Origin of the sequence: Corynebacterium pelargi (genome assembly GCF_014635485.1) — a bacterium.
Classification (GTDB): Bacteria; Actinomycetota; Actinomycetes; order Mycobacteriales; family Mycobacteriaceae; genus Corynebacterium; species Corynebacterium pelargi.
The window spans coordinates 113,772-139,644 of sequence record NZ_BMCX01000003.1 but is presented as its reverse complement, the minus strand read 5'-3'; the positions used below and the strand labels follow the sequence as shown (position 1 = coordinate 139,644).

The 25,873-nt window shown below is 58.7% G+C and carries 25 protein-coding genes; 20 read left to right on the top strand and 5 right to left on the bottom strand.

All coding sequences use genetic code 11. The features are described from left to right. Nucleotides 1-10: 10 nt before the first annotated feature. Complete coding sequence (moaA, locus tag IEU99_RS07085; RefSeq protein ID WP_128890842.1) at nt 11-1,084, bottom strand: GTP 3',8-cyclase MoaA; 1,074 nt, start codon at nt 1,082-1,084, stop codon at nt 11-13. Nucleotides 1,085-1,221: 137 nt separating this feature from the next. Next, nucleotides 1,222-2,961: a long-chain fatty-acid--CoA ligase gene (locus IEU99_RS07080; RefSeq protein ID WP_128890016.1), complete on the bottom strand. Its 1,740-nt coding sequence runs from the start codon at nt 2,959-2,961 to the stop codon at nt 1,222-1,224. Nucleotides 2,962-3,511: 550 nt separating this feature from the next. Between IEU99_RS07080 and rho the strand changes: the two genes are divergently transcribed. From rho to IEU99_RS06995, 17 genes are all read left to right on the top strand, one after another. Next, on the top strand, nt 3,512-5,512 hold the full coding sequence (gene rho / locus IEU99_RS07075) for a transcription termination factor Rho (protein WP_371869480.1): 2,001 nt from the start codon (nt 3,512-3,514) through the stop codon (nt 5,510-5,512). Nucleotides 5,513-5,519: 7 nt separating this feature from the next. Further along, the gene (prfA, locus tag IEU99_RS07070) at nt 5,520-6,593 is read left to right on the top strand and encodes a peptide chain release factor 1 (RefSeq protein ID WP_128890014.1); all 1,074 of its coding nucleotides are present in this window, start codon (nt 5,520-5,522) and stop codon (nt 6,591-6,593) included. 8 nt (nt 6,594-6,601) lie between these two features. Further along, nucleotides 6,602-7,462: a peptide chain release factor N(5)-glutamine methyltransferase gene (gene prmC, locus IEU99_RS07065; RefSeq protein WP_128890013.1), complete on the top strand. Its 861-nt coding sequence runs from the start codon at nt 6,602-6,604 to the stop codon at nt 7,460-7,462. Next, nucleotides 7,459-8,112: an L-threonylcarbamoyladenylate synthase gene (locus IEU99_RS07060; RefSeq protein WP_128890012.1), complete on the top strand. Its 654-nt coding sequence runs from the start codon at nt 7,459-7,461 to the stop codon at nt 8,110-8,112. Before prmC ends, IEU99_RS07060 begins: the two co-directional genes overlap by 4 nt. Beyond that, a complete protein-coding gene (locus IEU99_RS07055; protein WP_128890011.1) occupies nt 8,112-9,257 on the top strand; it encodes an MraY family glycosyltransferase in 1,146 nt (381 codons plus the stop codon). The genes IEU99_RS07060 and IEU99_RS07055 overlap by 1 nt, the downstream gene beginning before the upstream one ends. Nucleotides 9,258-9,263: 6 nt before the next feature. Next, on the top strand, nt 9,264-9,701 hold the full coding sequence (locus IEU99_RS07050) for a Cg1360 family ATP-synthase-associated protein (protein WP_128890010.1): 438 nt from the start codon (nt 9,264-9,266) through the stop codon (nt 9,699-9,701). A 468-nt stretch (nt 9,702-10,169) separates the two neighbouring features. After that, nucleotides 10,170-10,955, top strand: a complete 786-nt coding sequence (gene atpB, locus IEU99_RS07045; protein WP_128890009.1) for a F0F1 ATP synthase subunit A — start codon at nt 10,170-10,172, stop codon at nt 10,953-10,955. Nucleotides 10,956-11,048: 93 nt separating this feature from the next. Further along, complete coding sequence (locus IEU99_RS07040; protein ID WP_123960393.1) at nt 11,049-11,291, top strand: ATP synthase F0 subunit C; 243 nt, start codon at nt 11,049-11,051, stop codon at nt 11,289-11,291. A 29-nt stretch (nt 11,292-11,320) separates the two neighbouring features. Then, entirely contained in the window at nt 11,321-11,890 is a 570-nt protein-coding gene (locus IEU99_RS07035; protein WP_128890008.1) for a F0F1 ATP synthase subunit B, read from the top strand. A gap of 5 nt (nt 11,891-11,895) precedes the next feature. Further along, entirely contained in the window at nt 11,896-12,717 is an 822-nt protein-coding gene (locus IEU99_RS07030; RefSeq protein WP_128890007.1) for a F0F1 ATP synthase subunit delta, read from the top strand. 55 nt (nt 12,718-12,772) lie between these two features. Continuing rightward, complete coding sequence (gene atpA, locus IEU99_RS07025) at nt 12,773-14,401, top strand: F0F1 ATP synthase subunit alpha (RefSeq protein ID WP_128890006.1); 1,629 nt, start codon at nt 12,773-12,775, stop codon at nt 14,399-14,401. 56 nt (nt 14,402-14,457) lie between these two features. Beyond that, complete coding sequence (locus IEU99_RS07020) at nt 14,458-15,435, top strand: F0F1 ATP synthase subunit gamma (RefSeq protein WP_128890005.1); 978 nt, start codon at nt 14,458-14,460, stop codon at nt 15,433-15,435. Between the two features lie 3 nt (nt 15,436-15,438). Further along, a complete protein-coding gene (gene atpD / locus IEU99_RS07015; protein ID WP_128890004.1) occupies nt 15,439-16,884 on the top strand; it encodes a F0F1 ATP synthase subunit beta in 1,446 nt (481 codons plus the stop codon). Nucleotides 16,885-16,895: 11 nt separating this feature from the next. Next, nucleotides 16,896-17,267, top strand: coding sequence for a F0F1 ATP synthase subunit epsilon (locus IEU99_RS07010; RefSeq protein ID WP_128890003.1), 372 nt, complete (start codon nt 16,896-16,898; stop codon nt 17,265-17,267). Between the two features lie 123 nt (nt 17,268-17,390). After that, nucleotides 17,391-17,855 carry a DUF2550 domain-containing protein gene (locus tag IEU99_RS07005; protein WP_229718421.1) on the top strand — a complete coding sequence of 155 codons (465 nt, stop codon included), beginning with the start codon at nt 17,391-17,393 and terminating at the stop codon, nt 17,853-17,855. Nucleotides 17,856-17,870: 15 nt separating this feature from the next. Continuing rightward, complete coding sequence (gene nucS / locus IEU99_RS07000) at nt 17,871-18,545, top strand: endonuclease NucS (protein ID WP_128890002.1); 675 nt, start codon at nt 17,871-17,873, stop codon at nt 18,543-18,545. Further along, complete coding sequence (locus IEU99_RS06995; protein ID WP_128890001.1) at nt 18,546-18,830, top strand: Rv1322 family protein; 285 nt, start codon at nt 18,546-18,548, stop codon at nt 18,828-18,830. Between the two features lie 34 nt (nt 18,831-18,864). Here the strand turns inward: IEU99_RS06995 and mce are convergent, their stop codons facing one another. Further along, complete coding sequence (gene mce / locus IEU99_RS06990) at nt 18,865-19,323, bottom strand: methylmalonyl-CoA epimerase (protein ID WP_128890000.1); 459 nt, start codon at nt 19,321-19,323, stop codon at nt 18,865-18,867. Between the two features lie 84 nt (nt 19,324-19,407). Between mce and IEU99_RS06985 the strand changes: the two genes are divergently transcribed. Together IEU99_RS06985 and IEU99_RS06980 are read left to right on the top strand one after the other, a co-directional pair. Beyond that, nucleotides 19,408-19,719: a thiamine-binding protein gene (locus IEU99_RS06985; RefSeq protein WP_128889999.1), complete on the top strand. Its 312-nt coding sequence runs from the start codon at nt 19,408-19,410 to the stop codon at nt 19,717-19,719. Between the two features lie 2 nt (nt 19,720-19,721). Next, nucleotides 19,722-20,594, top strand: a complete 873-nt coding sequence (locus IEU99_RS06980; RefSeq protein ID WP_128889998.1) for a tetratricopeptide repeat protein — start codon at nt 19,722-19,724, stop codon at nt 20,592-20,594. 107 nt (nt 20,595-20,701) lie between these two features. On the opposite strand, the gene glgB is transcribed toward IEU99_RS06980, so the two are convergent. Together glgB and IEU99_RS06970 are read right to left on the bottom strand one after the other, a co-directional pair. Next, on the bottom strand, nt 20,702-22,873 hold the full coding sequence (gene glgB / locus IEU99_RS06975; protein WP_128889997.1) for a 1,4-alpha-glucan branching protein GlgB: 2,172 nt from the start codon (nt 22,871-22,873) through the stop codon (nt 20,702-20,704). A gap of 14 nt (nt 22,874-22,887) precedes the next feature. Next, entirely contained in the window at nt 22,888-24,906 is a 2,019-nt protein-coding gene (locus IEU99_RS06970) for an alpha-1,4-glucan--maltose-1-phosphate maltosyltransferase (RefSeq protein ID WP_128889996.1), read from the bottom strand. A gap of 104 nt (nt 24,907-25,010) precedes the next feature. On the opposite strand from IEU99_RS06970, the gene IEU99_RS06965 reads away from it, so the two are divergent. Further along, the gene (locus IEU99_RS06965; RefSeq protein WP_128890840.1) at nt 25,011-25,856 is read left to right on the top strand and encodes an ABC transporter ATP-binding protein; all 846 of its coding nucleotides are present in this window, start codon (nt 25,011-25,013) and stop codon (nt 25,854-25,856) included. The last annotated feature ends 17 nt before the right edge of the window (nt 25,857-25,873 follow it).

The window sequence follows — 25,873 nt, the reverse complement described above, 5'->3', positions numbered from 1 at the left end:
GCCTGCCAGCCTAACCGCCAATGGCAGACATGGTGCGCTCTGGTTGCACGAAGGAGGGATCATTAATCCCATGCCCATAGGCCTTCGGCCACATTGCCTGAGCCCAGGCCTCGGCAAGGACTGCGTCCGTGGCGCCGTCTCGCATGAGATTGCGCAGGCTGGTTTCGCTGTGGGCAAAGAGGCAGTTGCGAATAGCGCCATCGGTGGTAAGCCTCGTGCGGTCGCAATCGCCGCAAAAAGGATGGGTGACTGAGGCGATCACGCCGATTGATCCTGCAAGCTGCGCATCGTCTTTGGCTTGGGCCTGCCACAACGCAGCAGGGGCAGAACCGCGAGGCTTGCTGCTTGGGGTCATGGAAAACGCGGTGCTCAAGGTGGTGATAATTGCCTCGGCGGTGACCATGTCTTCTCGGCGCCACTGCTCACGCGGGCCGATGGGCATTTGCTCAATAAAGCGAAGCTGGCAGCGGTGCTTAAGGGCAAAGCGTGCAAGGGGGAGCACGTCATCTTCATTCACGCCCTTCATCACCACGGTATTGATCTTTACTGGCTGCAGTCCTGCGTCGATGGCGGCTTCAATCCCCGCGATGGCATCGTGGAGGCGATCGCGCCTGGTCAGTGCCTTATAGCGCTGGGGATCAAGGGTATCCAAAGAGAGATTGACTCGGTCGAGACCGGCTGCTGCTAAGGCCTTGGCGCGTTTATCAAGGCCAAGGGCATTGGAAGTCAGCGCGATAGTGGGTTTTGTGCCCGTGCGGGTTTGAAGCTGCGCAGCCTGGGCAATGATCTGCTCAAGGGAGCGCCGCAGGAGCGGTTCGCCGCCGGTAAAGCGCACTTGTTCAATGCCAAGGCGCTCGACTCCAATGCGGATCAGGCGGATGACTTCTTCATCGCTTAAAACTTCCTCACTGGGGATCCACTCCATGCCTTCTTCGGGCATGCAGTAGGTGCAGCGCAGATTGCAGCGATCTGTGAGCGAGACGCGTAGGTCTTTGGCCACCCGCCCGGTGTGATCGCGTAAGGCGCCCACGCCATTATCAAGCAAGGTCCCGCTTGGGGGTTTGCTTTGGCGAATCGTCGGCATTGCCAGTGAGATAGTCACTTCCGGCAGTGCTCCTTCGGGCGTGGAGGCGAACAGGGGATGCGGGCAGGGGAGGTGGTTCGGGATCGATGTGTCGGTGGTTATATACCCAGATATTCTACGGTAAAAACGGGAGTAAATCACCCATTGTTGGGCGTTGGTGAATCGGAGCCAGGCCCTTGAAGGGCGATGACCTCAAAGTCACCTGCTGCAACATGTTCGCGAAGATCAATCTTGTCGAACTTACCCACCGAAGTCTTGTCAATATAGTTCACAAAGGCCCAATACTCCGGCAGCATCCAGCTTGGGAACATCCCTCGCAACTTATCGCGCAAACGCTCGGCAGTTTCGGCATCCGGGGGCGTGCCATCAGCCAAGCGGGTCACGGCCAGGGGACGTTCGCCCCACTTCCTATCCGGATACCCAATCACCGCGGCTTCTACCACCACGGTTTGATTCATAATCGCGTTTTCCAACATGGCCGAATAGATCCACTCGCCGCCGGAACGAATCACATCACGGGCACGGTCTTTGACGGTAAGGAAGCCATCACGGGTCACTGAACCAACATCGCCGGTGCGCAACCATCCATCGGGAGTAAATTGCTCCGGAGCATGATCAACTTGCTGGGTGCGGAAAGTAGAGGCAATCCCGCCGGCTTCTTCGGTGGCGGATTGATAATAGGAACCCGTCACCCAGTTGCCGCGAACCTGAATCTCACCCTGGTTGCGGTCGGTGGAGCTCATCACCTCGCCGTCATTCACAACCCGGTACTCCAAGGATGCGGGGAAGCGGCCCTGAGAAATGCGGTATTCGCGGCGCGTCTCGCCAGAGACTCCCGACGGCGGGCGGGCGACGGTGCCGATAGCCAGAGTTTCTGTCATGCCCCAGACATGCACCACATCCACGCCGTAGCGTTCCTCCCACAGGTCGATCAGCATCGGTGGGACTGCCGAGCCGCCAACGAAAATTTCCTGCAAGCTCATGCGTTCAGGGGCATTGCGCATGTAGTGCACCATGAGCTGAATCCACAAGGTTGGCACGCCATTGGCCACACGCGGGTGCGAGGTGGCAATCATATGAGCCAACGAGGGGGCCGAAACATCGGCGCCGGGGAAGATCAGTGGCGTGCCAGACATGAAGGCTGCGATGGGAACGCACCAGCTCAGAATGTGATAAATCGGCACGCAACACAGGAACGACTGCCCATGCGCCACAGCCAGCGAGTCGGTGGTGCGCAGGTTCATCGCTTGAAGATATAAGGAGCGGTGCGAATAAGCCACGCCCTTCGGCGCTCCGGTGGTGCCGGTGGAATAGCAAATCACCGCTGCGGTGGTTTCTTCCAATACCGGCCAGTGATATACGGTGCTTCGGCCGTCGAGAAGCGATTCATAGCTATAGCAGCGAATATGCTCCGGGATATGGGCTGCTGCCTGGCGAATATCCGACCTGCCAATAAACACCACAGCACGCACCAGCGGGCAGCCTTCGGCCAGAACGGAACCGAGCTGCTTGGCCAGGCGCTGATCCGCCACGATCACCTCATCCTCAGCGTGATTAATGATGTGACGAATCTGGTCATTCATCAATTGCTTGTTCAGCGGATTAAACACAGCGCCCATGCATGCCACGGCAAAGAGCGTTTCTAAGTGCTCGTTGCAGTTATACATCAGGCTTGCCACGCGCTGATCGCCTTGAATCCCAAGCTCATCGCGCAAGGCATGGGCCAAGGCGGCGGCTCGGGCGGCTACCTCACCAAAACTGGTTTCTTGAGGAACCTCGCCTTCAAAGGTGGTAATCGCAGTGCCAGCGTGGACACTTGCTCCATAACTAAGAATGCGTTGGAGGTTTAAGGGCAGTTCCTGCATCGTGCTCTGCATGTACCTAACCCTAGTGCTTGCTTGAGGCTTATCGATACGCCCGGGTAGAGATACGGTGTGTGCCTTCTAGACGCGTGGCAGATCGCGCCGGAAGAAAACTTGCGATACACTCAACCAAGAACTTCCACCATCAAAGACAAGCTCTTTGTCGGCTCCTGGTCATAGTACGTTGGCATCGTGAGCGCGAAGTTCAACCAAGATTCTCGCCCGAGCAAGGTTTCTTGCTTGGAGCGGCACTGCTACAACATCGGCATTTTCTAGCGTTTCGACGCCAACCGCCCCGCATTCCAAGCCTTGGAGATAGCGCTTGTGATCGCGGCTTGCGGCACGCCGGGCTCGAAACGTGGCTGAAAAGCAGTAGGAGTTTTTACATACCGACGACCGGTGGCACACCGGAAACTGGGAAATAACCACACGGCATGCTCGTTACCAGGCGTATTGCATCATTGCAGCTTCCGAATGCTCAGTGATGTGAAAAAACTCGACGAGCAGCGACGAAAGGAAATCTGTGAGCCAAACAGATCAAGGCGCACCTCGCCAAGACAGAAACTTGGCGGCTCTCCGCCTGCCCGAGCTGCGCAAACTCGCCAGCGAACTGGGCTTGAAGGGGACTTCCGCACTGCGCAAGGGCGATCTGATCGCCGCCATCAGCGGTGCACAAGCTGGAGATAAGCCAGCCGCAGCGGGTTCCAAGCCGAAGGCAAGCGCCAAGAAGGCATCGTCTCGAAACAATGCCCCTGCCCAAGAAGCTGCACCCGAGGGGGATGTGCAGCAACAAGAGGGTTCGAAGCAATCGGCTGCTCAGCAATCTGAGCAAGAAGAGCACCAGCCCAAGCGCCGCCGTCGTGCTGTGCGCACCTCGCAGGTTGATCCAGCAGAGCAAGACCATGCAGAGGATCAGTCCAAGGGCTCCAAGGATTCCAAGGACCAAGACGCCAAGGGATCCAAGGACGCTAATGACTCCAAGGACAAGGACTCCAAGGACAACAACGCAGAGCGCGAAGACAATGAGCGCTATGAATCCCGTTCCGCAGCTCGCCGCGCACGCCGCAACCGTGCTCGCCGCGAACAGCGCGATGATCGCGACAACAACCAGCAGCAGGATGCAGAGCGCGATCAACGCCAGGATCAGCGTCAGGATGATGATGCTGAGCAGGATAAGCGCGAAAAGCGCGGTCGCAACGACCGTAATGATCGCGGTGGCGACCGTGGCGACCGCAATAACGACCGCGGCGACCGTAACAATGACCGCAACGATCGCAACAACGACCGTGGCGATAACAACGAGCGTGGCAACCGCCGCAACCGCCGCAACCGTCGTGGCCGCGAGGATAACCGCAATGACAACCGCGGAGACGCTCAGCAAAACAACAACCAGCCCCGCGATGACGAGCAGCTTCTCGACGTAGCCGGCATCCTCGACATCGTCGATAACAACGTTGCCTTCATTCGCACCACCGGCTACCACGCAGGCCCTGCCGACGTGTATGTCAATGGCCAGATGGTTCGCCGCTTCGGCCTGCGCGCCGGCGACGCGATCATTGGTAAAGCACGCGCCAATAACGACCAGGGTGGTCGCGGCCGCAACCGCCAGAAGTACAACCCGCTCGTGCGCGTGGACTCCGTCAACGGCGTTGGGGTAGAAGAAGCCAAGCAGCGCCCGCAGTTTTCCAAGCTCACCCCGCTGTACCCGAACCAGCGTCTGCGCCTGGAAACTGATCCGAAGATCCTCACCACCCGTGTGATCGACTTGATCATGCCCATCGGTAAGGGCCAGCGCGCCTTGATCGTCTCCCCGCCGAAGGCCGGTAAGACCACGATCCTGCAAAACGTGGCGAACGCGATTGCCACCAACAACCCCGAGTGCTACCTCATGGTGGTGTTGGTTGATGAGCGCCCCGAAGAAGTCACCGATATGCAGCGCAGCGTGAAGGGCGAGGTCATTGCCTCCACCTTCGACCGCCCACCGAGCGAGCACACCGCCGTGGCCGAGTTGGCCATCGAGCGCGCAAAGCGCCTGGTGGAACAGGGTCTCGACGTGGTGGTGCTGCTCGATTCCATCACCCGCCTGGGTCGTGCATACAACAACAGCTCCCCGGCATCCGGTCGAATCCTCTCCGGTGGTGTGGACTCCAACGCGCTGTACCCGCCAAAGCGTTTCCTTGGTGCTGCCCGCAACATCGAAAACGGTGGCTCGCTTACCATCATTGCCACGGCAATGGTCGAGACCGGTTCTGCCGGCGATACGGTGATCTTCGAAGAGTTCAAGGGCACCGGTAACGCGGAGCTCAAGCTCGATCGCAAGATCTCCGAGCGTCGCGTATTCCCGGCTGTGGACGTCAATCCATCGGGTACCCGCAAGGACGAGCTGCTGCTGCCTCCGGAGGAGGCAAGGGTCATGCACAAGCTGCGCAGGATCCTTTCTGCACTGGATTCCCAGGCAGCGATCGATTTGCTGATCAAGCAGTTGAAGAAGACGCGCAACAATGGGGAGTTCCTCATGCAGGTGATGTCTTCTGCACCAATGGCTGCAGATTCGGAAGAGGAGTAATTCGCCCGTGGCAAACCAAGTATCGGCGGTTGACGATATCGTCGCCGAGTACCAGGGCATCGAGATGCAAATGGCCGACCCGGAAACCATGGGCGACCAGGCGCTATTTCGTAAGCTTTCGAAGCGATACTCCGAGCTTCAGCCGATTATCAATGTGAATAACCAATTGGTGCAGGCTCGTGAAGATCACGAGGCTGCCGCCGAAATGGCACATGAAGACGCTGAGTTTAAAGAAGAAGCCCAGCGCCTTGAGGCTGAGATCGTCAACCTCGAAGAGCAGCTCGCAGACCTGCTTGCACCCCGCGACCCCCACGATGGCGATGACATCGTCATGGAGGTCAAGGCAGGCGCAGGCGGAGAAGAAGCAGCCCTATTCGCAGGCGAGCTGGTGCGCATGTACCAGCGCTATGCCGATAAGCACGGGTTCAGCATGGAAGTGCTCGGCCTTTCGGAGTCGGATCTGGGTGGTGTGAAAGACATGACCCTTTCGATTCGTTCCAAGCAACCCTCCCGCGATGGTGCGTGGAGCGTGTTCAAGTTCGAAGGCGGCGTGCACCGTGTGCAGCGTGTGCCAGTGACCGAATCGCAGGGGCGCATCCAGACCTCTGCCGCAGGTGTGCTGGTTTACCCCGAGCCGGACGAGGTCGGCGAGGTGGAAATCGATGAGAAGGACCTTCGCATCGACGTCTACCGTTCTTCGGGCAAAGGTGGCCAGGGCGTGAACACCACCGACTCTGCCGTGCGTATCACCCACCTGCCTACCGGCTTGGTGGTGACTTGCCAGAAGGAACGTTCGCAGATCCAGAACAAGGCTCGTGCCATGCAGGTGTTGGCTGCTCGTTTGCAGGCAATTGCAGAAGAAGAGGCCAATGCCGAGGCCGCCGAGGGCCGCGCAGCACAGATCCGCACGATGGATCGTTCGGAACGCATCCGCACCTACAACTGGCCGGAAAACCGCATTACCGATCACCGCATTGGTTTTAAAGCCAATAACCTTGACTCGGTGCTCGGCGGCGACTTAGATGATCTGTTCACCGCGCTCCAAGCGGCTGAACGCGCCGAACGTCTCGAAGCGGAGTAAGCATCACAGTGACGCATCTAGCTCAAGCGTTGCGTCAGGCCGAGGCCATTCTTGCGCAAGCAGGGGTGGCCTCTCCGCTTGTCGACGCCAAACTTATCGCATCCGATCTGCTCGGATGTAGCACTCTGGAGCTTCATTTCCACCTCAACGAGCCAACCCCCACAGGGTTTTGGGAGGCCGTGGAACGTCGAAAAGCTCGCGAACCACTGCAACATATCCTCGGCCATGCCCCCTTTGGCCCCCTCGAGCTCACCGTAGGCGAGGGAGTGTTTATCCCACGGCCCGAAACCGAAGTGCTTGCCGATTGGGCAGTCAAACACACCCCACCTGCTGCCACCGTGGTTGATCTCTGCACCGGCTCCGGTGCACTCGCCGCATACATCGCCTACTACTGCGACGCCGAGGTGTGGGCGGTGGAGCGCTCTGAGCACGCCGCGGCATACGCCAGAAGAAACCTCCCTGAGTCTGTGCACCTGATTCAAGGCGATGCGGGGGATATCGAGCACCTAGCGGGGCTTGAACACCTTGCTCAATCCGTCGATGTGGTGGTGAGCAATCCACCCTATGTGCCAGAAAGCAAGGATTTGTCACCCGAGGTCTACTTTGATCCCCACGAGGCTGTCTTTGCCGGCGCCGACGGGATGGCGCTGATTCCAAACCTCTTAGAGGTTGCGTTTCGCCTGCTCAAAGACGGTGGGGTGATCGGTGTGGAACATGATGATGCCACCTCCGAGGCGGTGCAAGAAGCCTTTGCCGCCACAGGTTTTTGCGACATTCGGGTGCTCAAAGATTTCACCGGTCGAGCACGTTTTGTCACCGGGAGTAAACTAATCCAACGCACTAGCCCAATATTGAATGGACACTCGTGAGCAGAATCTTCGATTGCAGCAATAGCGCCACTCGCCAGGCCGGCATTAAAGCAGCCCAATCGGCTGTCTCCGATGGGCGACTGGTGGTGTTACCCACCGATACGCTCTACGGACTTGGCTGTGATGCCTTTAATAACCAGGCAGTAGCCAACCTTTTAGCCACCAAGAAACGCGGCCCGGATATGCCGGTGCCAGTGTTGGTGGGAAGCTGGGATACCGCCCGCGGTTTGGTGCACAGCTTTGATCACCGCCTGGAAACGCTCATCGAGGCATTTTGGCCGGGTGCATTGAGCATCGTCGTATCCCAGGCGCCCAGCCTGCCGTGGAACCTCGGCGATACCCGCGGCACCGTGCTGCTGCGCATGCCGCTGCACCCCATCGCCATTGAGCTGCTTCGCGAGACTGGGCCGATGGCAGTCTCAAGCGCCAATATCACCGGCAATACACCACCAAAGACGGCGATTGCTGCCAAGCAGCAACTTGGCGACGCCGTCAGCGTCTACCTCAACGGGGGAGAGACCCCCGTTGGCCAGGCATCCACCATCGTGGATGTCTCCGGTGCCACACCCCGGGTGCTGCGCGAAGGTTCGATTAGCGCGACTCGCATCGAAGAGGTGCTCGGCACCAGCGTCGAGGTCAAGCAGCGCTAATGGGATTGGGAGTAGCCGGCGTACCGCTGCGTGAACTAGGACTCGTGCTCTTAGTCGCAGCCTCGTTGACGTACCTCTGCACTGGTGCGGTGCGAGTGATCATGGTCAGCAGTGGACGCATGGCAGAAATTCGAGAACGCGACGTGCACCGCGTGCCCACCCCTCGCCTCGGCGGGGTGGCAATGTTCTCAGGATTTTTAGCCGCGGTATTCCTTGCAGACCAGCTTCCAGCCTTGACTCGCGGCTTCCAGCCGGTGACCCCGGAGATGAATGCCGTGACGTGGGCGGCGTTTATCATCGTGATGGTTGGCGTTTTAGATGACCTCTTAGAGCTCGACGCCTTTACCAAACTCGCAGGCCAAATCCTCGCAGGCTTCGTGATGAGCCTTTTGGGCTTGACCTGGTCGGTGATCTACATCCCCTTCGGCGGCGGCACCACCTTGGTGCTCGATCCCGTGGCCTCCACCATCCTGACGGTATTGCTGACCGTCACGTTGATTAACGCCATCAACTTCGTCGATGGCCTCGATGGCTTAGCTGCTGGCCTGGGTGGCATCGCCGGGCTAAGCATCTTGATGTTTTCGCTCACCGTCTTGCACGACCAAGGCGGCATGGTCTCGGCGTACCCGCCAGCGATCATCGCCGCGGCACTCGTTGGAATCTGCGCTGGCATCTTGCCCCATAATTTCGAGCCGGCGCGAATCTTCATGGGTGATACAGGCTCCATGCTGATCGGCTTATTGCTCGCTGCCGGTTCGACCTCTGCAAGCGGCAAAATCGATATGAGCCTGTTTGGCGTAGCAGATGTGCTCGCCTTGATGTCGCCTTTGATCGTGGTGGTAGCCGCGGTCTTTGTCCCGCTCCTCGATCTGGTCATGGCGGTTGTTCGCCGCATGCGCGCAGGTAAGTCGCCCTTTTCTGCCGATAAGATGCACTTGCACCACCGCCTGCTGCGCATGGGCCATACCCACCGCCGAGTGGTACTGGTGCTGTACTCCTGGGTGTCGGTGGTCGCCTTCGGAGCGGTGGCCTTTTCCATCGTGCCGCCGCTCTATGCCATCGCCTTTATTGTCATTTCAGCGGCAGTGGCGGCGGTCTTTACTTGGCGCCCAAGGCAACGTTCACAGCCGACTGCAGTAGGGTAGTGCTTCGTGACTACTCCGCAATCGCCTTACGACGATCACCGTCGCCCGCTCCAGCGTGCGCTCAAACTTGGCACCGGAGCCCTCATTGCCGTCAGCATCATCTCCCTTGCAGCCTGGGGAGCCTTCCGTGGCTTGCCTGGCATCTGGGGTGTGCTCCTCGGGGCTGCCATCGGTGGCGGCTTTATGCTGCTCACCGTCATTAGCGTCCTGGCCACAGCGCGAACCTCCACCACCACTACTGGTGCCGTGGTCCTTGGAGGCTGGCTGCTGAAGATCATCGTCTTCCTCATCATCATGGTGGTGCTCAAGGATCTGTACTTCTACGATCACATGGCCTTATTCGTCACCGTGGTCATTGCCATGATCTGCGTGCTCGCCAGCGAGATGTACGGCGTGATCACCACCAACGTGACCTACGTTTCCGAATCGCAGCGCCCGGAGTAAGTGGGCTGGCATTCATCGCCTCGATACACCCGTAAAAAATCTTCAATCCAAAGAAGCTCATCGAAGCATACCGGGGGTAGCCGGGGGTAGGGTTGAAGCTCAAAAGTGCTCAAGCCGGGCTCTGCCCGGCTTCTTTTTGCCCCTAAAAGGCGGGTGTGAGCGACCTTACAACCCACTGTTTTTCCTGCATAGGGGCATGGCGTGCGAGAGGTGAACGCGGGGGTAATAAATGGCTCGAAGGTGTGTCGATATTTGTGGGAAACCCCTGATAGAGTTTCTTAACGGATAAACACCTGCTGCGCCTTGCGCTTTAGGCCGTGTTAATCCCAGTGGCTACCTTGCTGATGTGCGACGGAATCCTTGGTAGTCATGAGAGTTTTCAGACGTCCATCGCACCGGAGCGTATCGCCGTTTTTGCGGTGATGTGCATCGGCCCGAACACGGGAGAGAACGCTGAGCGTTACATTTATGGCCACGAAGGGTGAATTTCATGCACCCACCGTGGGACACGAATTCTTCCCGGAACCAATCTGGTTTGCTAACAGTGATTGGTTCGCAATCGACCGTCTGATGTTCGTCCGTCTGCTGATGGGCCTGGTAATCGTCCTATTCTTCGGTATCGCAATGCGTAAGCCGAAGCTGATCCCAAGCGGCCTGCAAAACGTCGCCGAGATCATGTTGGACTTCGTCCGAATCAACATCGCTGAAGAGATCTTGGGCAAAAAGGAAGCGAAGCGCTTCCTACCTGTGCTCGCGACCATCTTCTTCATCGTGCTGTTCGGCAACCTGCCTTCGGTGATCCCTTTCCTTAACATCTCGCCAAATGCCCGCGTTGGCATGCCTTTGGTGCTGGCTGTTTTTGGTTATATCGCCTTCATCTACGCAGGCGCGAAGCGCTACGGCTTCTTTAAGTACGTGAAGTCTTCGGTGGTTATTCCTAATCTGCACCCCTTGCTGCACCTGCTTGTGGTGCCCCTGGAATTCCTCTCCACCTTCATCCTCCGTCCCGCAACGTTGACCATTCGTTTGTTGGCCAACATGCTGGCCGGACACATCATTCTCGTTCTGCTGTTTTCTGCCACGAACTTCTTCTTCTGGCAGCTCAATGGCTGGACGGCGCTGTCCGCAGTAACCCTCGTTGCCGCGGTCGCGTTCACGCTATTCGAACTCCTGGTGGTCTTCATCCAGGCGTACATCTTCGCTCTGCTGAGTGCGGTGTACATCGAATTGTCGCTGCACGCTGACGAACACTGACCTCGCTTGCCACAAGCGGACACAAAGTTTCAATAACACCAACGCTCGGAAGACACACTTCATCCGGGCACCTAGAAAGGGAACGACATTCTCATGAACGAAGTCATTCTGGCCCAGGGTGCTGAAGGCATCACCGGCAACATCGCAACCGTCGGCTACGGTCTGGGCACCATGGGTCCGGGCATCGGCATCGGCATCCTCGTGGGCAAGGCTCTCGAGGGCATGGCACGTCAGCCCGAGATGGCCGGCAAGCTGACCACCAACATGTTCATCGGTATCGCATTCGTTGAGGCCCTCGCCCTGATCGGCCTCGCCGCAGGCTTCGTCCTCACCTAAATCACACTTCGACACGAAAGCCGAGAATCATGACGAACGTCATTCAATACCTTGCAGCAGAGGGAGAGCATCTGCCTTTGGAAGAGGCTCCTAACCCGCTCCTTCCTGCTGGATACGACATCGTCTGGTCGCTCGTCGTGCTCGTTGTGGTCGCGCTGCTGTTCACCAAGCTGGTGCTACCTAAGTTCCAGGAAGTGCTGGCCGAGCGCGAAGATCGAATCAAGGGCGGTATCCAGCGCGCCGAGGCTGCTCAGGCAGAAGCCAAGGCCGCATTGGAGAAGTACAACGCACAGCTCGCTGAGGCACGCGCCGAAGCAGCCGAGATCCGCGAAGAAGCCCGCGCTAAGGGCAAGCAGATCGAAGCTGACATGAAGGCAAAGGCCACCGAAGAAAGCGCCCGCATCATCGAATCCGGTGAGCGTCAGCTTCTTGCTCAGCGCGAGCAGGTTGTGACTGAACTTCGCCGCGAGATGGGACAGAACTCCATCAATCTTGCAGAGCGTCTGCTTGGAGATCAGCTCTCCGACGACATCAAGCGCTCCGGCACGATTGACCGGTTCCTGGCCGATCTCGATACCGTGTCTCCCGCAGGAAAGTGAGCACCATGCACGCAGCGAGCCGCGAAGCACTAGCCGCCGTTACCTCCCACCTCGATCAAGCGTTGTGGGATGCAAAGGAGCAGGCAGCCCCTACCGCAGCACAAATCGGCGCCGAGCTTTTCGACGTCGTCGACGTCCTCGATCAGGATCGTTCCCTGCGCGTTGCGGTTGCCGATGCTTCAACGAGCGCAGACCAGCGCGCCGGCTTGGTTGCTGCAGTGTTTGAGGGAAAGGTTTCCCCCGCGACGCTTGAGGTGCTCATCACCTCCGCTCGCGAGACGTGGTCCAACCCGCGCGAATTCCGCGCAGGCTTGGTTTCACTGGGACGCCGTTCGCTGATGCGCTCCGCCGAGGGTCAAGGCCAGCTCGCACAGGTGGAAGATGAACTCTTCCAGCTTTCGCGAATCCTGGAACGTGAGCCGGAGCTGACGCTGTTGCTCGACGAGCGCAGTGCTGCACCGAGCAGGCGACGTGACCTCATGGCGAAGGTGCTCTACGGCAAGGTCACCGCTGTGACCGAGGCCCTGGCACTGCAGGCCATTGCTCGACCGGAGCACAACGTCATCGACGACATCCGTGCAATCTCCGACGACGTTGCAGCACTGCAGGGTCGCACGGTCGCGCACGTGGTGGCCGCATCACCCTTGAGCAACGAGCAGACCGACGCACTGTCGCACAAGCTAGAGCGAATTTATGGTCGCGAGATGTCCATCCACTCTGAGGTTGATCCCAGCCTCCTCGGCGGCATGGTCATCCGTGTAGACGACGAAGTTATCGACGGATCCACCTCGGGCAAGCTCGAGCGTCTCCGTGCGCACCTCGTCTAATACGCGACGACAGAAGAAGAAATTGCTGGAAGAAACTACCGAGAGCAGGAAGAACATGGCGGAGCTTACGATCTCCTCCGATGAGATCCGTAGCGCGATTGCGAACTACACCTCGAGCTACTCCGCGGAGGCCTCCCGTGAGGAGGTCGGCGTGGTCATTTCCGCGGCTGATGGTATTGCCCAGGTATCCGGGCTGCCCTCAGTTATGGCAAATGAGCTCATTGAGTTCCCCGGCGGCGTCATCGGCGTCGCACAGAACCTCGACACCGATCGCATCGGTGTGGTGGTCTTGGGTAACTACGAAACCCTAAAAGAAGGCGACGAAGTCCGACGCACCGGCGAAGTCTTGTCCATCCCCGTGGGTGACAAGTTCTTGGGCCGTGTGATCAACCCGCTTGGTCAGCCTATTGATGGCCTTGGCGAAATCGAGGCCGAAGAACAACGCGTGCTCGAGTTGCAGGCACCTTCGGTGCTGCAGCGTCAGCCCGTGGAAGAGCCGATGCAAACCGGCATCAAGGCGATCGACGCAATGACCCCCATTGGTCGTGGTCAGCGTCAGCTCATCATTGGTGACCGTAAGACCGGTAAGACCGCGGTCTGCATCGACACCATCTTGAACCAGAAGTCCAACTGGGAGTCTGGCGACAAGAACAAGCAGGTTCGCTGCATCTACGTCGCCATCGGCCAGAAGGGCTCGACCATCGCTGCTGTGCGCAAGACGCTCGAAGAGCACGGCGCACTGGAGTACACCACCATCGTGGCAGCTCCCGCATCCGACTCCGCAGGCTTCAAGTGGCTCGCACCGTTTGCAGGTGCCGCACTTGGCCAGCACTGGATGTACCAGGGCAACCACGTTCTGGTGATCTACGATGATCTGACCAAGCAGGCCGAGGCCTACCGCGCCATCTCCCTGCTGCTTCGTCGTCCTCCGGGACGCGAGGCTTACCCCGGTGACGTCTTCTACCTCCACTCCCGTCTGTTGGAGCGTGCTGCAAAGCTCTCCGACGACATGGGTGCAGGTTCGATGACCGCCTTGCCGATCATTGAAACCAAGGCAAACGACGTGTCTGCCTTCATCCCCACCAACGTCATTTCGATCACCGACGGTCAGGTCTTCCTGGAGTCTGACCTCTTCAACCAGGGTGTTCGCCCTGCTATTAATGTCGGTGTCTCCGTTTCCCGTGTGGGTGGCGCAGCACAGACCAAGGGCATGAAGAAGGTTTCCGGTAGCTTGCGTCTTGACCTCGCTGCATACCGTGACCTGGAAGCATTCGCCGCATTCGCCTCGGACCTCGACGCAGCTTCGAAGAAGCAGCTCGATCGTGGTGCACGTCTGGTTGAGCTGCTCAAGCAGGCCGAGAACGCACCGCAGTCCGTAGAGCACCAGATCGTCACCATTTGGCTTGCAGGCAACGGCCACTTCGACACCGTTCCCGTCGAAGACATCCGTCGCTTTGAAGTTGAACTGGTTGATCATCTGCACTCTGCTACCCCTGAGGTGTTCGAGCAGATCGCCGGTGGCGCTCAGCTTTCCGAGGAATCCCAAGAGGCCCTCGTTGCAGCGACCGACGATTTCAAGCGCACCTTCCAAACCACTGATGGCAAGCCTGTGATCAATGAGCCTGAGGTCGACGCACTGCCGGCCGACCAGGTGAAGAAGAACACGCTGAACGTTAAGAAGTAAGGCTAAAGCCTTGCAAACAATGATCCATCAAGGTACAGAAGGGAGGCGAAGGATTTATGGCTAATCTTCGAGAGCTACGCGACCGCATCCGGTCAGTGAACTCCACGAAGAAGATCACCAAGGCTCAAGAGCTGATCGCAACCTCGCGCATCACCAAAGCTCAAGCCAGGGTGGAAGCTTCACAGCCCTACGCCAACGAGATCCACAGCGTTATGGAACGCTTGGCATCGGCGAGCTCCCTTGATCACCCGATGCTTCGCGAACGTGAAGGCGGACGTCGTGCTGCCGTGCTCGTGGTCACCAGTGACCGCGGCATGGCCGGTGGCTACAACTACAACGTGTTCAAGAAGGCAGCCGAACTCATTCGGATGCTCGAAGACAACGGTTATGAAGTAGTTCGCTATGTCACCGGTAACAAGGGCGTTGGCTACTACCGCTTCCGCGACGAGCCCGTGGCTGGCGCTTGGACAGGCTTCTCGCAGGATCCTTCGTGGGAAGAAACACACGATGTTCGTCGCCACATGATCGACGGCTTTATCGCCGGATCCGGTGGCACCACGAAGCAACGCGCTGGCTTGAACGCCGATGAAGACCACGACGTTCAAGGCTTCGACCAGGTACACGTCGTGTACACCGAATTCGAGTCGATGCTGACCCAGACTGCCGTTGTGCACCAGCTTCTGCCGATCGAACCGGTGATTCACACCGAGCCGATCCCACAAGGCGAAGACATCCTTACGGATGCAGGTGACCCACACGCAGACGTTGATTTCGAGCCGGATGCCGACACCCTCTTGGAGGCTTTGCTTCCCAAGTACGTGTCCCGCAGCCTGTTCGCTATCTTCCTCGAGGCAGCAGCAGCCGAATCCGCTTCACGCCGTACGGCAATGAAGTCGGCTACTGACAATGCAACCGCGCTGGTCAAAGACCTTTCGCGTGTTGCTAACCAGGCTCGCCAAGCACAGATTACCCAGGAAATCACAGAGATCGTCGGTGGCGCAGGCGCGCTCGCCGAAAGCGGAGAAAGTGACTAGATTATGACCACAGCTCTACAAGAGCAGAACACGCAACAGGCGGCTTCCGCCGGTCGCGTTGTGCGCGTCATCGGTCCGGTCGTCGACGTGGAATTCCCGCGCGGCGAGCTGCCGGCCCTCTATAACGCGCTGACTGTCGAGGTCACCCTCGAAGCAGTCGCCAAGACCATCACCCTCGAGGTGGCTCAGCACCTCGGCGATAACCTCGTGCGCACGGTGTCCATGGCACCGACCGACGGCCTCGTCCGTGGCGCTGAGGTAAAAGACAGCGGCAAGCCGATCTCGGTGCCCGTTGGCGATGTGGTGAAAGGCCACGTCTTCAACGCACTGGGCGATTGCCTCGACGAGCCCGGCCTCGGCCGCGACGGCGAGCAGTGGGGCATCCACCGCGACCCGCCGCCCTTCGATCAGCTCGAAGGTAAGACTGAGATCCTCGAAACCGGCATTAAGGTCATCGACCTGCTTACCCCTTATGTGAAGGGTGGCAAGATTGGCCTGTTCGGTGGTGCCGGTGTGGGCAAGACCGTGCTCATCCAGGAGATGATCACCCGTATCGCCCGCGAGTTCTCCGGTACCTCGGTGTTCGCCGGCGTCGGTGAGCGTACCCGTGAGGGCACCGACCTCTTCCTGGAAATGGAAGAGATGGGCGTGCTCCAAGACACCGCCCTGGTGTTCGGCCAGATGGACGAGCCCCCAGGAGTTCGTATGCGCGTGGCGCTGTCCGGTCTGACCATGGCGGAGTACTTCCGCGATGTGCAGCACCAGGACGTGCTGTTGTTCATCGACAACATCTTCCGTTTCACCCAGGCCGGCTCTGAGGTTTCGACCCTGCTGGGTCGTATGCCTTCCGCCGTGGGCTACCAGCCCACCCTGGCTGACGAGATGGGTGTGCTGCAGGAGCGCATTACCTCCACCCGTGGTAAGTCGATTACCTCGCTGCAGGCCGTGTACGTGCCTGCCGACGACTACACCGACCCGGCTCCTGCCACCACCTTCGCCCACCTGGACGCAACCACCGAGCTCGACCGTGCGATTGCATCGAAGGGTATTTACCCCGCAGTGAACCCGCTGACCTCTACCTCTCGTATCCTCGAGCCCGGTATCGTCGGCGAGCGCCACTACGAGGTTGCCCAGCGTGTGATCCACATTCTGCAGAAGAACAAGGAACTGCAGGACATCATCGCCATCCTCGGTATGGACGAGCTCTCTGAAGAAGACAAGATCACCGTGCAGCGTGCACGTCGTCTGGAGCGCTTCCTGGGCCAGAACTTCTTCGTCGCAGAGAAGTTCACCGGCATCCCAGGCTCCTACGTGCCGCTGTCTCACACGATCGACGCCTTCGAGCGCATCTGCAACGGCGACTTCGACCACTACCCAGAGCAGGCCTTCAACGGCTTGGGTGGTTTGGATGACGTTGAGGCTGCCTACAAGAAGATGACCGAGAAGTAGGAGGCACGCACATGGCTGACATCACCGTAGAACTGGTCTCCGTCGAACGACTGCTTTGGTCCGGTAAGGCGAGCATCGTCACCGCGCAGACCACTGAGGGTGAGATCGGCGTGCTGCCCGGCCACGAACCCATGTTTGGCCAATTGGTCGAAGATGGTGTTGTGACCATTCGTCCTATCGACGGTGCCAAGAAGGTAGCGGCGGTGCAGGGTGGTTTCCTCTCCGTGACGAAGGAGAAGGTCACCATCCTCGCCGACTACGCTGTCTGGGCCGATGAGGTAGACACCGCCGAGGCGGAACAAAACCTGCATAGCGAAGACGAGGCTATGAAGGCGCGCGCTGGCGCTCACCTCAAGGCCGTGCGTCGCAGCACTGAGTCTTAACGCTCAAGCACAAAGCTCCCATGAGAATTCATGGGAGCTTTTGCATGTGGTTTGCAGGACGGAAAAAGAGGGGTAGTATTTGCCTCAAGTGACACATCAGGTCGAGCATAAAGGTGAATTGACGTGGCGTTTCTCCTCTTTTCCGTGGTTGTAGTACTCGCCGTGTTTGCCATGCTCATTGCTTGGCGATTCATCACCCTGCGTTCCCGTGGAACATCCGTCACCCTGCGTCGAATGCCCGCCCAAGGTGTGCATGGTTGGCGTCATGGCATGTTCCGATATTCGGGTTCTTCGCTGCAGTATTACAAGCTTCGCTCCGTGCTTCCCTTCGCCAACGTGACCTTCCAACGCAAAGATGTTGCGCTTATCGGCCATCGTCCGCTTACGCAGGACGAGGCCGAATTTTTGTCCCCAGCGCAACACATTCTTGAAGTCCGTTTTAACGGTCGTGAGTACGAACTGGCCCTTGAGCCCCGCGCAGAGATGGCCTTTACCGCCTGGATCGAGGCTGCCCCCGATGCCCGCATGGAACGAATCGACGTAAAAGCCCTGCGTAGAAAGATGAGCACAAACCGCCCCAGCGTATGAGCTAGGGTAGTGCGCATGCGTCTCGTTATTGCTCGCTGCAGCGTGGATTATGTAGGTAGGCTCCAAGCCCATTTGCCCATGGCAGATCGATTGCTCATGGTGAAAGCCGATGGCTCTGTCTCCATCCACGCCGATGACCGCGCCTATAAGCCACTGAACTGGATGACGCCCCCGTGCTCCCTGGTAGAAGAAGCACTCGAAGACGGCGCGGTGTTGTGGGTCGTAGAGAACAAGAAAAAAGAACAGCTCCGCATCCACATCGAAGAAATTCATTCCGAGCTCAGCTATGACCTCGGGGAGGATCCCGGCCTGCAAAAAGACGGGGTGGAAGATCACCTCCAAGCGCTTTTGGCCGAGCATATTGAAACACTAGGAGACGACTACTCCTTGGTGCGTCGGGAATATCCCACCGCGATCGGGCCGGTGGATATTTTGTGTCGCGACGCCGATGGCAAGACCGTCGCCGTAGAAGTAAAGCGCCGCGGCGGCATTGATGGCGTTGAGCAATTGAGCCGCTATTTGGAACTGCTCAATCGCGACGAGCTCCTAGCCCCAGTCCAAGGTGTGTTTGCCGCACAGCAGATCAAGCCGCAGGCAAGAACCTTGGCAGAAGACCGCGGTATTCGCTGCGTCACGCTTGACTACGATGAGCTTCGCGGCGCAGAGTCTCAAGAATTGCGTCTGTTTTAAATGGCACGCAAAAACCGACGCCAGCACTACTCAGCCAGGCCATTGCCTCGCGATGGCGGCGCCTATTTCGGCACACGCGCGGTAGAAGGCCCCAAATGGGCCAATGGCGAGATTTACCTGATGCGGCAGATGGGTTCACATGCGGCGCAGAAGTTCTATATCTGCCCCGGTTGTAACCAAAATATTCCGCCCGGTATCGCCCATATCGTGGCGTGGCCACGAGACTATGGGCGCGGGGCGGAAGATCGACGTCATTGGCATAAGGGATGCTGGGAACGTCGATAAGCTAAAAAAACACCGCCCGAAGGCGGTGGAAGTATTAGGCAGCGGGTTCGGTGAGCTCAAGCAGCACTCCGCCGGCATCCTTGGGGTGCACGAAGTTGATGCGAGCCCCGCCGGTGCCGCGCTTGGGCTCTGGGTACAGCAGGCGAACGCCCTGTTCCTTCAGGTGAGCGGAGAGCTCATCGATGTTCGAGGTGCGCAGGCACATCTGCTGCAAGCCGGGGCCTTTTTTATCAATGAACTTGGCAATGGTGGAGTCCTCGTTCAAGGGCGCGAGGAGCTGGATCATGCCGTCGGTTTCCTTGAGGTTCTTCGGGCCGATCATGGCCTCGGTAACACCTTGTTCCTCGTTAGTCTCCTGGTGGTGATTGACCCACCCGAAGGCGCTGCGGTAGAACTCCACCGCTGCGTCGAGATCAGGAACCGCGATGCCAACGTGATCAAGGCAGATCACAAGCTCGTGGGGAATTTCAATATCAGCTACATTGTGGCTCATAGGCAACCAGTTTAGTACTGCAATCGTGTTCGCGCAGGGTGAAAAAACTCACCTGCCAGCAGCTTTTCGCTAGGATGGGGCATTGTGATTATCGCCTTTTCAGTTGCCCCCACCGAGGTGCCAAATGCCCAGGCAGAAATGTCGGAGGCCGTGGCCGAAGCAATCCGGGTGGTGCGCGAATCCGGACTACCCAATGAGACTAACGCCATGTTCACCCTCATCGAAGGGGAGTGGGACGAGGTGATGGATGTGGTCAAACGCGCCACCGACGCAGTACTTGCCGTATCGCCGCGCGTGGGCCTTGTACTCAAGGCCGATATCCGCCCCGGATACGATGAGCAGATCACCACCAAGGTGGAATCCGTAGAACGCCACTTGAAGCAAGGAGCTAAATAGCGATGACAGAGCCGCAATTTGCCCAAGGTGCGATCGATCTCGGCGCACTTGCCCAACAATCGCAGCGCGCTTCCCAAGCACAGCAGGAAGGCGGCGCAGGTGAGCTGAACGTCAATGCGGGCAATGTGCAGCAATTGGTAGAGATCTCGAACTCCACACCCGTGGTGGTGCTGATCGGCACCCAGCGCAGCGAGGCATCGGTGCAACTGCGCCAGCACTTCCAAGAACTCAGCACAGAAATGCCGGCAGCGTTCCGCTTTGCTTACGTTGATGCCGATCAAGCCGCGGATGTTGCCCAAATGTTCGGCGTGCGTGCGTTACCGACGGTGGTGGCGCTCTACCAAGGCCAGCCCCTGGCCAATTTTGAAGGTGCCCAGCCAAAAGAGGCCCTTCAGCAGTGGATTAACGCAATCCAAAAGGCCACCGGTGCCACAGGGGAGCAGGAGCCGGAGCAACCCGCCGAGGATCCACGCTTTGCAGAGGCAACGCAGGCGCTCAACCAGGGCGATTTCGACGCCGCCATCGCTGTGTATGAGAAGATTCTGGCCAGCGAACCTAAAAACCTTGAAGCACAGCAGGCTCGCGATAATGTGCGGTTATTGCAGCGTCTTGAGGCACATAAGGGTGAGGATCCTATTGCGTTGGCAGATGCTTCGCCTGAAGATATCTCCCTTGCGTTTGCTGCCGCCGATGCGCAGATCGCCAATGGTGACGCCGGCGGCGCATTTGATCGTCTGATCGCATTGTTGCGCCAAAGCAGCGGGAAAGAGAAAAACGAGATTCGGGAGCGGCTCGTGGAGCTGTTCGCGCTCTTTCCATCAACGGACCCGCGAGTGCTGCGCGCCCGCGGAGAGATGGCGAACGCACTGTTTTAGTGTTCCGCGGTGCCTAGCCGGAGCCGATATGCGGCGCTAGGTACTAGAAAATCGCAATCGCGGCCTTTCACCAACACAGGTGAAAGGCCGCGTGCTTGTTTGAGCTCTTAGTCAATCCAGCGATAGAACTGCGCGCTCATGGCCGGGATATGCACGGTGAGCGAGTGGCTATAGCCATCCCAACCGGTGTCCCACGCGGTGACGGTTTGTTCGAGGCAGTTGTCTGCACCCTCGTACACGCCGGCGTCGGAATTAAAGATGCATTCCCATCGTCCACCATTGGGTACGCCGAGTTTGTAGTTCGGCTGAGAGGTGCCACCGAAGTTGAAGGTGGCGAGGATGCGTTCGCCATTATTGCCGTAGCGCACGAAGGACAGGATGTTGTTCTGTGCATCATCGGCTTTGGTCCAGGAGAAACCTTCTGGCAGATCGTCTTGGGTAAAGAGCGCCGTGGAGTCGCGGTAGAGGCGATTGAGGTCGCTGACCATCAAGCGAATGCCCTCGTGGTATTCGCCTTCCCAACCAACGCAATCGTCCCAGTCGAGCGAGCGGCCCTCGGACCATTCGAGCACCTGAGCAAACTCTTGGCCTTGGAAGAGCAGCTTCTTGCCGGGGTGGGCGTACATGTAGGCGTAGAGGGCGCGAAGTCCCGCGGCCTTATTCCATGCATCACCTGGCATCTTCGTCCACAGTGAGCCCTTGCCGTGCACGACCTCATCGTGGCTAAAGGGCAGGATGAAGCGCTCGGAGTAGGCATAAACCAAGGAGAAGGTGATCTCGTGATGGTGGTACATGCGGTTGATGGGATCCTCAGAGAAATACTCGAGGGTGTCATTCATCCAACCCATATTCCACTTGAGGTTAAAGCCCAGGCCGCCTTGATCCGTAGGTGAGGTCACACCAGGCCAGGAGGTTGATTCCTCAGCGATGGTCAGTACGCCTTGGTGGGTCTTATGCACAGTGGCGTTCATCTCCTGGAGGAACTGCACCGCTTCGAGGTTTTCACGCCCGCCGTGGATATTGGGCAGCCATTCGCCTTCTTCGCGGGAGTAATCCAGATACAGCATGGAGGCCACTGCATCCACGCGGAGACCATCGACGTGGAATTCTTCTAGCCAGTACAAGGCATTGGCCACCAGGAAGTTGCGCACCTCTGGGCGGCCAAAGTCAAAGACGTAGGTGCCCCAGTCGCGTTGTTCGCCGCGTCGCCAATCGGGGTGCTCGTACAAAGCCTGGCCATCGAAACGGCCGAGGGCGAAGTCGTCTTTGGGGAAGTGTGCCGGCACCCAGTCGACGATCACGCCGATATTGCGGGCGTGGAAGGCGTCGATAAGCGCACGAAGCTCATCGGGAGAACCCCAGCGCGCGGAGGGGGCATAGTAGCCGGATACCTGATAGCCCCAGGAACCGCCGAAGGGGTGCTCGGCTACCGGCAGGAACTCCACGTGGGTGTAGCCCATTTCCTCGACATAATCCACCAGCTCCGTAGCCAAATCGGCGTAGCTTAATCCTTGGCGCCAAGAGCCGAGGTGAACCTCGTAGACGCTCATAGGCGAGCTGATGTGGTCGCGGCGAGCGCGGGCCTCAAGCCAGGCATCGTCATTCCAGGAGTAGTGGCTGCCGGCAATAACGGAGCCAGTAGCAGGAGGAGCCTCGGTTTGGCGCGCGAGCGGATCCGCCTTATCAATGCGACGCCCATCGGGGGTGTGGATACAGAACTTATACACCTCACCAGGTCCGATGCCGGGGATGAAGAGCTCCCACACGCCGGATGCGCCGAGGGAACGCATGGGGTACTGGTTGGGATTCCAACCGCAGAAATCACCGATCACAGCCACGCCAGCAGCATTCGGAGCCCAGACTGCGAAGGCCGTTCCTGCCACATCTCCCATGTGGGAGGGGCGGGCGCCAAGGACTTCCCAGAGACGCTCGTGGCGCCCTTCGCGAATGAGGTGAAGATCGAATTCACCAATGCTCGGCAAGAAGTGGTAGGCATCAGCGGTGGTGGAGTGGTGTCCGCCGTGCCAGTCGATTTCAAAGACGTAGTCGCTGATCGTGGAATCAACCACCACGGCAAAGATATCGTCGCCGATGGGGTTCATTTCATAGCGACGCCCATCGCTGAAGACCGTCACGCGCTCAGCGCCAAGTTGGCGGGTGCGAATCACAGCATTGCGCTCGTCGATTAGGTGCCAACCCAGCACGCCGTGGGGATTGAAATGGCGGCAGGTGGTGAGCAAGTGGCGATCATGCTCGCTGATATGAATGTGCTCGGACATGATTTCCTTTTGGGTTAGTTGTGGTAATCGACTTCATCGCGCCACGCAAGCTGCTCGCGGGCTTCTGGTGGAACATCGGGCAGCTCAAGAATGTGGGCAACATCGCTGTGCGGATCCAAACGCACAAAGGTGTGCTTGCGCCAGGGGAATTCATTGGCACTGACCAAATCGCGAACCTGGAATTCGGCATAGTCTTCCTGGCCAATGCGATCCATGCGAAGATCCACGGTGCCTTCTTGCGTGAACTCGGAATCGAGGTTCACCACCACCAACACGGCATTGCCGCTGGCTGGATCGACCTTGGAGTAGGCCAAGAGCTTCTCGTTGCTGGTGGGGTGGAAATCCAAGATGCGCTGTTGCTGCAGGGCAGGATGATCGCGGCGGATCTGGTTCAGCAGCGTCAGATAGGGCTCAAGCGACTCGTTGCGGTGCAAAGGACCATCAAAATCGCGGGGGCGAAGCTGGAACTTCTCAGAATCCAAGTACTCCTCGCTGCCGTGGTGCAATGCGCGGTGCTCGAAAATTTCAAAGCCCGAGTACACGCCCCACAGTGGCGACATGGTGGATGCCAAAGTTGCGCGAATGGCGAACATGGCAGGTCCGCCATATTGCAGCGAAGCGTGGAGGATATCGGGAGTGTTGACAAAGAGATTCGGGCGCATCACATCGGCCATTGAGGCGATGTCTTGGCCAAATTCTTCGAGCTCTTCCTTGGTGGTTTTCCAGGTGAAGTATGTGTACGACTGGCTAAAACCAGCCTTAGCCAAGCCATAGAGACGCGCTGGGCGAGTAAAGGCCTCTGCGAGGAAGATCACCTCGGGGTGTTGCTCGTGCACCGTGGAGATCAGCCAGTGCCAGAAGTTGGTGGGTTTGGTGTGTGGGTTATCCACGCGGAAGGTGCGCACACCCTGCTGGATCCAGAATTCCACCACCCGAAGCACCTCGTTGTAGATCTTCTTCGGGGCGTTATCGAAGTTCAGCGGGTAAATGTCCTGGTACTTCTTGGGCGGGTTTTCGGCATAGGCGATGGTGCCATCGGCGAGGACGGTGAAAAACTCCGGGTGGCTTTTCGCCCAGGGGTGATCCGGGGCAGCTTGGAGCGCAAGATCTAGTGCCACCTCCAGGCCGAGTGCCTCGGCGCGCTGCATGAGCTTGGCAAAGTCTTTGAGCGTTCCCAGGGCAGGGTGCGTGGCATCGTGGCCGCCTTCGGCAGAACCAATTGCCCAGGGCGAGCCAACATCGCCCGGCTCGGGAATCAAGGTGTTATTGCGGCCTTTTCGGTTGACCTCTCCGATGGGGTGAATCGGCGGGAAGTAGACCGTGTCAAAGCCCATCCGTGCAACACGCTCCAGCGCATCGGCGGTGGTGGCAAAGGTGCCGTGCACGGGCTTGCCGTGTTCATCCCAACCGCCGGTAGAGCGCGGGAATAACTCATACCAACTGGAAAACTGTGCCTTCTTGCGTTCCACCAGCACCGGGTGCTCTTCACCTTGGGTAAGAAGCTCGCGCAGGGGAGTGTCGTTGAGGATCTTCGTCACCCGGTTGGAAAGCGCAGGAGCCACACGGGCGCGCAGCGAATCATCGGAACGCAAGGCATCTGCAGCCTGGTGCAGCGCGGCCTTGTCGTTCTTATTTGCAACCTGTGCTGCGGCAGCCTCGAAAAGCTCAACGCCGTGGGCAAGATCATTGGCCAGCTCAGCTTCGGACTGGCCCGCTTCGATCTTGGTGGTCACGGCATGGCGCCAGGTGGCAATCGGATCAGACCAGGCATCCACCCGGAAGCTCCAGTGGCCTTCTTCCTCAGCGCTGAAGGTGGCGTGCATCTTGTCTTGGTCGAAGGGGTCGCGCACCATCGTGGTGGTGCGCACGCTGCCGTCGGGTGCTGTGAGATTGAGGGTGGCTGAGATAGCGTCATGGCCTTCGCGCCAAATCAGCGCGCTCACGGCTACAACCTCGCCAACGACTGCTTTAGAGGGCTGTGACCTGCCGGAAACCTGGGGGCGGACATCTTCAATCGCTAGTCTGCCGATCATGTCGTTGATGGCTCACTTTCGCTTCATCGTTAGGGTTGAGGCAATCGTGTTCCAGAGTAGTTTAGCTGTGTCACTTCCACATGCAGAGTGAGAAATACGTCATTATGGATGGTATGGATTCTTCACACACCGCGCCCCGCGACCCCGACCTCTTGCTCGACTTCGATGAAGTCTCCCTGATCCGCGGAGGAACCACCCTGGTAGGGCCGGTGAATTGGCAGGTTGAGTTAGATGAACGCTGGGTAATTATCGGGCCAAACGGCGCCGGAAAAACCTCGCTGCTGCGCATGGCGGCAGCAGAAGAATTCCCCTCCCAGGGCAGGCTGTGGGTGCTGGGAGAACGCATCGGCAAAACCGATATGCGTGACCTTCGCGCCTCCATCGGCATGAGCTCCGCGGCCCTCGCCAACCGCATCCCCCCGAGCGAGAACGTAGGCGACCTCGTGATCTCAGCCGGCTACGCCATCTTGGGGCGCTGGCGCGAAGAATACGATGAGCTCGACCGCGAACGCGCCACCGATATCTTGGAACAAGTTGGCGCCTATCACCTGGTCGATCGCACATGGGGCACCTTGAGCGAAGGCGAACGCAAACGCGTGTTGGTCGCCCGCGCGCTCATGACCGACCCTGAGCTTTTGCTTTTCGACGAACCCGGAGCCGGCATGGACCTCGGTGGCAGGGAGGACCTCGTGGCCTACATGGGGGACCTAGCCATGGATCCGGACGCCCCAGCCATGGTGGTCATCACCCACCACGTCGAGGAGATCCCCCTTGGCTTTACCCACGCCATGCTGCTCGATGAAGGCAGCGTCGTAGCCCAAGGCCTCATTGAAGATGTACTCACCAGTGAGAACCTGACCAAGGCCTTCCATCAACCAATCGAGATCACCCAATTAGATGGCCGATACTTTGCTCGACGCGCTCGACGCGCGGGCAGTCATCGTCGATAAGCTAGAAAGGCGTGGGA

Bases quoted from the DNA above. Each gene is read 5' to 3' on its own strand.
- moaA (WP_128890842.1), bottom strand. From the start codon at position 1,084: ATGCCGACGATTCGCCAAAGCAAACCCCCAAGCGGGACCTTGCTTGAT.
- IEU99_RS07080 (WP_128890016.1), bottom strand. From the start codon at position 2,961: ATGCAGAGCACGATGCAGGAACTGCCCTTAAACCTCCAACGCATTCTT.
- IEU99_RS07055 (WP_128890011.1), top strand. From the start codon at position 8,112: ATGGGATTGGGAGTAGCCGGCGTACCGCTGCGTGAACTAGGACTCGTG.
- atpB (WP_128890009.1), top strand. From the start codon at position 10,170: ATGGCCACGAAGGGTGAATTTCATGCACCCACCGTGGGACACGAATTC.
- IEU99_RS07040 (WP_123960393.1), top strand. From the start codon at position 11,049: ATGAACGAAGTCATTCTGGCCCAGGGTGCTGAAGGCATCACCGGCAAC.
- IEU99_RS07035 (WP_128890008.1), top strand. From the start codon at position 11,321: ATGACGAACGTCATTCAATACCTTGCAGCAGAGGGAGAGCATCTGCCT.
- IEU99_RS07030 (WP_128890007.1), top strand. From the start codon at position 11,896: ATGCACGCAGCGAGCCGCGAAGCACTAGCCGCCGTTACCTCCCACCTC.
- atpA (WP_128890006.1), top strand. From the start codon at position 12,773: ATGGCGGAGCTTACGATCTCCTCCGATGAGATCCGTAGCGCGATTGCG.
- IEU99_RS07020 (WP_128890005.1), top strand. From the start codon at position 14,458: ATGGCTAATCTTCGAGAGCTACGCGACCGCATCCGGTCAGTGAACTCC.
- atpD (WP_128890004.1), top strand. From the start codon at position 15,439: ATGACCACAGCTCTACAAGAGCAGAACACGCAACAGGCGGCTTCCGCC.
- IEU99_RS07010 (WP_128890003.1), top strand. From the start codon at position 16,896: ATGGCTGACATCACCGTAGAACTGGTCTCCGTCGAACGACTGCTTTGG.
- nucS (WP_128890002.1), top strand. From the start codon at position 17,871: ATGCGTCTCGTTATTGCTCGCTGCAGCGTGGATTATGTAGGTAGGCTC.
- IEU99_RS06995 (WP_128890001.1), top strand. From the start codon at position 18,546: ATGGCACGCAAAAACCGACGCCAGCACTACTCAGCCAGGCCATTGCCT.
- mce (WP_128890000.1), bottom strand. From the start codon at position 19,323: ATGAGCCACAATGTAGCTGATATTGAAATTCCCCACGAGCTTGTGATC.
- IEU99_RS06980 (WP_128889998.1), top strand. From the start codon at position 19,722: ATGACAGAGCCGCAATTTGCCCAAGGTGCGATCGATCTCGGCGCACTT.
- glgB (WP_128889997.1), bottom strand. From the start codon at position 22,873: ATGTCCGAGCACATTCATATCAGCGAGCATGATCGCCACTTGCTCACC.
- IEU99_RS06970 (WP_128889996.1), bottom strand. From the start codon at position 24,906: ATGATCGGCAGACTAGCGATTGAAGATGTCCGCCCCCAGGTTTCCGGC.
- IEU99_RS06965 (WP_128890840.1), top strand. From the start codon at position 25,011: ATGGATGGTATGGATTCTTCACACACCGCGCCCCGCGACCCCGACCTC.